Here is a 5,882-nt window from a genome sequence, read left to right as displayed (position 1 = left end):
ACCTAGTACTGGAATCAGAAGCTCGGAACGCTTGATTATGGGTCGCGATATTACCGCGCGCCACCAGCGCCAGACCCAAGTGCAGGCCCGTGCCAGCTTACTGGAGCAGGATCCACAACCTGTAATGCAGCTTTCTGCCGCGGGTGAGGTATGCTACGCAAACCCGGCCGCTGCTTCCCTACTAGTGGCCAGTCCTGACGCGGTGCAACAAGTTAGATGGGCAGCACCTGCTACACCTAGGGCAGCAAGCCTTACAAACCGGCCAGCCGCAGGAGGTTACGCTGGCCGGAAACTCCTACCAGGCTACTGCAGTGGCCGGGCTGGGAGAGGCGCACCTTACGTTGTACCTAACTGCGCGGGCCGTTTGCTGGCCGCAGCTTCAACTCAGTGAGCAGGAGTCCTTCTATGAAACAATACTCGCCCACGCGCCCGCTGGCGTCATAGCCTTCGATGCCGAACACCGCTATTTGTACGTAAACGCTGTAGTGGAACCCGATGCAGCTACGCGAGCTTGGCTGATTGGCAAGAACAACTTTGAATCGTGCGCCCAGCGGGGGCGGCCCCGCGCTATGGCAGAGCGCCGCCAGGTGCTGTTTGAACAAGCCTTGCGGGAGCGGCAGGAGGTTACGTGGGAGGAAACCTTGTGGGACCCCCAGTTGGGGGAGCGGTATCACCTACGGCGCTTCCGTCCCTTGTTCGCCCCCAATGGCACGCTACGCATGGTGCTAAGCCTAGGCATTGATATTACCGAGCGGCAGCAGGCTGAAATGACCTTGCAGGAACACCAGCATTTCATCCAGCAGATCGTAGACACGATACCTAACATGCTCTGCGTGATAAGCCCTACCAACGAAGTAGTGTTTGCCAACGTAGCTTTTCGAGACTTCTTCCAGAGCCGGGGCTTCAACCGACCTCAACGAACCGACCACCAGCGCGACTATGATCAGTTCTGCGCCTGGAACCGGCAGGTGCTCGAAACCAAGCAAATCCTTCGTCGTGAAATTTCGCTTACAACCGAGGAAGGACAGGTGCGCTACTTCCAAACCGACAAACGCCCCCTACAACGAGCAGACGGCCGGCTGGAGGTACTAACGCTGCACACCGACATTACGGCGCGGGTAGTGGCTGAGCAGGAGGCCCAGCACGCCAAGCAGCAGGCCGAAGAAAATGCCCAGGCCAAGGAAATGTTTCTCTCGCGCATGAGTCACGAAATCCGAACGCCTTGAACGGGGTGTTGGGAATGGCGCTGCTACTGGAAAAAACACCACTTACTACCCAGCAGCAAGACTACCTGACCACGATGCAGCAGGCTGGTCATCAGTTGTTGATGCTAATCAACGACGTACTTGATTTAACTAAAATCACCTCCCGGCCTCAGCCCTTGGTTCAGGCCCCATTCGATGTGCTAAGTACCCTGCAAGGTGCCCAGCAGACCGTAGGCGCCTAGCCACGCTAAAAGGCCTCCCCGTAACCGTGGCGGCAGATGCGCTCCAGGGGCTCCCAGTGCTCGGCGACGCGGCCCGCCTGCACCAAGTACTGCTCAATCTGCTGGGCAACGCCCTTAAGTTTACGGAGCAGGGTAGCATTCACCTGGGTGCCACGCTGGTCAACCAAACCCTGGATGACGTGACCGTACGCTTCTGGGTGCAGGATACGGGTATTGGCATTGCCCCCGAGGAACAGGAAGGTATCTTCGAGGCCTTCAGCAAGGTAGCGCGGTCTCGTCGTCCGGTTTGGGCGGAACGGGCCTGGGGCTAGCCATCAGCGACCAACTAGTGCGGCAGATGGGGGGCGTGCTACGGCTAAGTAGCACCTTGCACGAAGGCTCCACTTTTTTCTTTGTGCTGACGCTACCGCGGAGTGAGGACACCACGACCCTCGTACCAGCCGAACCGCCGAAGGCAAGCTACGCGGCCTTACGGGGCCTGCGGGTGTTGCTGGCCGAAGACAACCTAATCAACCAATGGATTACCCGGGTGATTTTGGAGCAGCGGGGCGTAGTCGTTGATGTGGTGGACAGTGGAGTAGCAGCACTGGCTGCGCTTGAGGCGCAGCCCTACGACGCGGCGGTACTCGATATTCAAATGCCCGGCATGAGCGGGCTGGAAGTAACCCGGGCTTTCCGTCAGCTACCAAACCCAACCCGCACCACTATGCCCATTATTGCCTTAACGGCCAACGCGTTTGAGGCAGACCAAGCTACGTACTTGGCGGCCGGCATGAACGGGTGCGTGACCAAGCCATTTGCGGAAGACGATCTGTGCCTATTGCTGTTGCAACTCACGCAGCCTATTCTACGAAACGGTTGACTGGCCTGGTCTACACGCTTGCCCAAACGCGCTGGCCTTTTGACCTACCGAGGCGACCTGGTTATCCTTGTTGCTTGCAGCGCCGTTCTATGCGCGCATAGCCACCTGAGGCGGCACCAGGTTTCCTTACTTGCTTGGGCTGACGACCATTTTCTGGAAGGCTAACTACGACACGAGTATTTCCCTTGCCTTCATCTTCATGGAAAACATCTTGCCAGCTAATGTACCTGCCAGCAGTAGTCCTGCTACTGCTTGGGAGCAGTTGAAGCACCGGGCCAGCGCTCCTCCTACCAGCTTGGCGGAGGCTCAGGAGTTGCTAACCGCGTTGCTAGCCCAGCAGGAAGTATTGCTAGAAGAGAATCGGCACTTGCACACTGTTCAGCAGACACTAGCCACTAGCGAAGCTCGCCTACAAGCGGCCGAAGCCATAGCTCACCTGGGTAGTTATGAGTTGGACCTGCGCAGCGGGGCGGTGCAGTTTTCTGCGGGTATGTATCAGCTCTTTGGCGAGACACCACAGATGGGTACACCGTCGGTGGCGTGGATGGATTCCCGAACTCACCCAGACGATGTGCCTACCATCCGGCGGATTCTCGCCCAGGCCCGACGCAATCGGCAACCTTACTGGTACAGCCGCCGCATCCGGCGCCCCGATGGACAGTGGCGCAACTTGGTTTCGCACGGTCGGGTAGTGTGTGATGCTGCCGGCACGGCCATTCGGCTAGAGAGCGTGGTAGAAGACCAAACGGAAGCGCGGGATGCGGCGCAGGAGCTATTGACTGCCAAGGAGCAGCTGCAAGTGAGCCTGGATAATTCGCTCTATGTGGTACAGGCTTTCAAGGCAGTACGTGACGACAACGGGCACATTGTGGACTTTACGTGGGTGTATGCCAACAAAGCCTGGACGGACCGCTACGGGGAGCCGGTAGGCAAAAGCCTGCTCACGGAAAACCCCGGTGTGGTTGTTAATGGCCTGTTTGAGCAGTTTGTGCAGGTGACGCATACCGGCGTACCCGTCGACCACGAGCACTACTATAGCCACGAGCAATTCGATGGTTGGTTTCACCAAACGCTGGTGAAAATGGGCGACGGCTTTGTGATGCACACCGAGGACATCAACGCCCGCAAACAAGCCGAGCAGCAGTTGCAGGCGAGCCGGGAACTCCTGCAGGCTACCCTCGACAGCTCCCCGAGCATGGTGCAGGTATTTGAAGCCGTACGCGACGAGCAAGGCGAAATCGTGGACTTTCGGTGGATACTCAATAACCAGGCTGCGGGAAGAACATCTACGGCGACGTAATTGGCCAGCTCCTGCTAACCCAAAACCCCGGCGTGGTGGCAGCTGGCATATTCGACACCTTCAAGCGGGTAGTGGAAACCGGGTGTCCCGACCAGAGCGAGCGGTACTACGCCAGGAGCAGTTCGATGGCTGGTTTCACCAGTCTACCGTGAAGTTACACGATGGCGTAGCCACCACCACGGCCGATATTACGGGGCGCAAAGAGGCCGAGCAGCAGTTGCGCCAGAACTTGCAGCAGCTAAAACAAGCGGAGCAAGTGGCGCAGCTAGGTAGTTGGGAGTATGAGCCCGCTACGGATACACTACGCTGGTCGGCGGGCATGTACCGCCTGTTCGATTTACCAGTGGGCACACCCGTACAACTCACTACCTACCTCGACTACGTGCTGACAGAAGACCGGCAGCTAGCCCAGCGGCTAATGCACCAGTTACAGCACAGCCCCCAGGCCATGGAAGAAACCGTGCGTATCAACGTTCGGGGGGCGTTACGTCCTTGAAGATAAGAGCCACGGTGCTGCGTAATACGGCCGGGCAGCCCGTACGTGTGCTGGGCGTGGATATGGACGTCAGTGAAGTTATTCGCCTAGAGCAGGAAAACCTACGCCTGCGCCTGGAACAACAAAACCAGCTGTTGTTTGCCATTCTTGATGCTCAGGAAGAAGAGCGCCATCGAATAGCTGAGTCTTTACACAATGGGGTGGGCCAGCTTTTGTACGCCACCAAGCTAAACCTTCACCGGGTTGCCCACCTGCTCCCAGCGCCCGAGGGTGCTCTTTCGGCTATGGTAGCGAAAACAGAGCACCTACTCGGCACTGCCATTGCCGAAACCCGACGGGTTTCGCACGAACTGATTCCCATCCTATTGAAGGAATACGGCTTAGACAAGGCCCTAAAAGATTTCTGCTCTCATTTTGCGAGTAGTGGTATTGCCTTTTCGTGCCATGGGCTGACAGAACGCCTCTCCCCCTACCTGGAAACGGCCATCTACCGCATAGCGCAGGAGCTAATCAATAATATCATCAAGCACGCCCAGGCCACCCGGGCCCGCTTGGAAGTAACGCGCGATGCCCACGGCCTCTGCATAGAAGCCCAGGACGACGGCGTCGGTCTTGTCACCCGCACACCCTTCACGGGTATTGGCCTGAAGATTATTGAAGACCGGGTAACGCTGCTGAACGGAACGCTTCAACTAGAATCTGCTCCGGGTCAGGGGACGCTCATCACCATTTGCATTCCCCTACCCTAGCTCTTTCCGGCGTAGGAGCGTTACGTTGCTACTCGGCCTAGGCACTAGGGGAAGCAAGGCACTTCTAGCCTGCTAAGGCTGCGCAAGGGAGCAGGCTAGAAGTGCCGCGGCTCAGAAAGGCGGGCGCCCAACTTATCCTTACAACTGAAAATAGCAGCCTCGGCTACTGGCCCCACTCGGGCAATCAGTAGTTACTAGTCTGATTACCATAGTATTATTACTGTGCCTGCTCTCGCAATTGGTGGTCAACCTCAAGCAGATACCCTACCTTCTCCCTCTGCTAAGGAAGAACACGGCTGCACCAGCGCCTTTATTAATAGTAGGTAACATCTGGGTAGGCGCTAATAAGAAGGTGTACAAGTCTCCCTATATCAAGGAAATAAGTCAAATTATTCTGTAGTAATTTACAAGCTCATCCGTGCCCGTCGTCAGCAAGCACCCACGCTTGCGCCGGGGTACTGGTGCCACGCCGACCCTACCTGCCCTTACCCAACCATACTCCCACCCTTTGAACTTTTCAGTGACTAAACATGACTGGTTCCGATTTCTGACTTTCGGTGTATTAGCTCTGCTGGTCAGCTGCACGACGGATACCCGGGAGCCGGTGTACCGCATAGGCTTCTCGCAGTGTACCACCAACGACGCCTGGCGCCGAGCCATGCTGGCCGGCATGGAAAAGGAACTGAGCTTTCACCCGAACGTGCAGTTCCAGATGCTGGACGCCAAGAACAATAGCGCCCTGCAACGCCAGCAGGTGCAGGAACTGATTCGGCAGAAGGTAGACTTACTGTTGATTTCCCCTAATCAGTCGGGGCCCTTAACGGCCATAGCAGAAGCCGCTTACAATCAAGGCATTCCGGTTGTCATTCTTGACCGACGTACAACCTCGCGCCTTTATACCGCCTACGTGGGCGGCAACAACCAGGAGGTAGGTCGCACCGCGGGGCAGTACGCTGCCCAATTGTTAAGCGGCCGCGGCCAGGTGCTCGAAATTACGGGCACTCCTGGCTCCTCTCCAGCCACCGACC

At 57.3% G+C, this 5,882-nt stretch carries 8 protein-coding genes; all 8 read left to right on the top strand.

Features of this window, described 5'->3' with window-relative positions; all coding sequences use genetic code 11:
* Nucleotides 1-311 precede the first annotated feature (311 nt).
* Nucleotides 312-1,226 carry a PAS domain-containing protein gene (locus VI25_RS22145; protein WP_055562909.1) on the top strand — a complete coding sequence of 305 codons (915 nt, stop codon included), beginning with the start codon at nucleotides 312-314 and terminating at the stop codon, nucleotides 1,224-1,226.
* Nucleotides 1,227-1,231: 5 nt separating this feature from the next.
* Nucleotides 1,232-1,447, top strand: coding sequence for a histidine kinase dimerization/phospho-acceptor domain-containing protein (locus VI25_RS22140; protein WP_236705208.1), 216 nt, complete (start codon nucleotides 1,232-1,234; stop codon nucleotides 1,445-1,447).
* Between the two features lie 26 nt (nucleotides 1,448-1,473).
* Entirely contained in the window at nucleotides 1,474-1,758 is a 285-nt protein-coding gene (locus VI25_RS22135) for an ATP-binding protein (RefSeq protein ID WP_052695790.1), read from the top strand.
* Nucleotides 1,734-2,309: a response regulator gene (locus tag VI25_RS22130; RefSeq protein WP_052695792.1), complete on the top strand. Its 576-nt coding sequence runs from the start codon at nucleotides 1,734-1,736 to the stop codon at nucleotides 2,307-2,309. The genes VI25_RS22135 and VI25_RS22130 overlap by 25 nt, the downstream gene beginning before the upstream one ends.
* 199 nt (nucleotides 2,310-2,508) lie before the next feature.
* Complete coding sequence (locus tag VI25_RS22125) at nucleotides 2,509-3,609, top strand: PAS domain-containing protein (protein ID WP_161807022.1); 1,101 nt, start codon at nucleotides 2,509-2,511, stop codon at nucleotides 3,607-3,609.
* 82 nt (nucleotides 3,610-3,691) lie between these two features.
* Nucleotides 3,692-4,105 (top strand): hypothetical protein, encoded by a 414-nt coding sequence (locus tag VI25_RS22120; RefSeq protein WP_055562906.1) that lies wholly within the window; start codon nucleotides 3,692-3,694, stop codon nucleotides 4,103-4,105.
* Nucleotides 4,102-4,854 carry a sensor histidine kinase gene (locus VI25_RS22115; protein WP_152981772.1) on the top strand — a complete coding sequence of 251 codons (753 nt, stop codon included), beginning with the start codon at nucleotides 4,102-4,104 and terminating at the stop codon, nucleotides 4,852-4,854. Before VI25_RS22120 ends, VI25_RS22115 begins: the two co-directional genes overlap by 4 nt.
* Before the next feature lie 520 nt (nucleotides 4,855-5,374).
* Nucleotides 5,375-5,882: substrate-binding domain-containing protein (locus VI25_RS22110; RefSeq protein WP_236705207.1), on the top strand; the 508-nt coding region annotated here is incomplete at its 3' end.

It is taken from the genome of Hymenobacter sp. AT01-02 (assembly GCF_000961955.2).
Taxonomy (GTDB): Bacteria; Bacteroidota; Bacteroidia; order Cytophagales; family Hymenobacteraceae; genus Hymenobacter; species Hymenobacter mucosus.
The sequence above is the reverse complement of the archived record's forward strand: the minus strand, read 5'-3'. Positions and strand labels throughout refer to the sequence as shown.

What these genes read in the sequence shown, in the direction of transcription:
- VI25_RS22125 (WP_161807022.1), top strand. Translation starts at nt 2,509, where the DNA reads ATGGAAAACATCTTGCCAGCTAATGTACCTGCCAGCAGTAGTCCTGCT.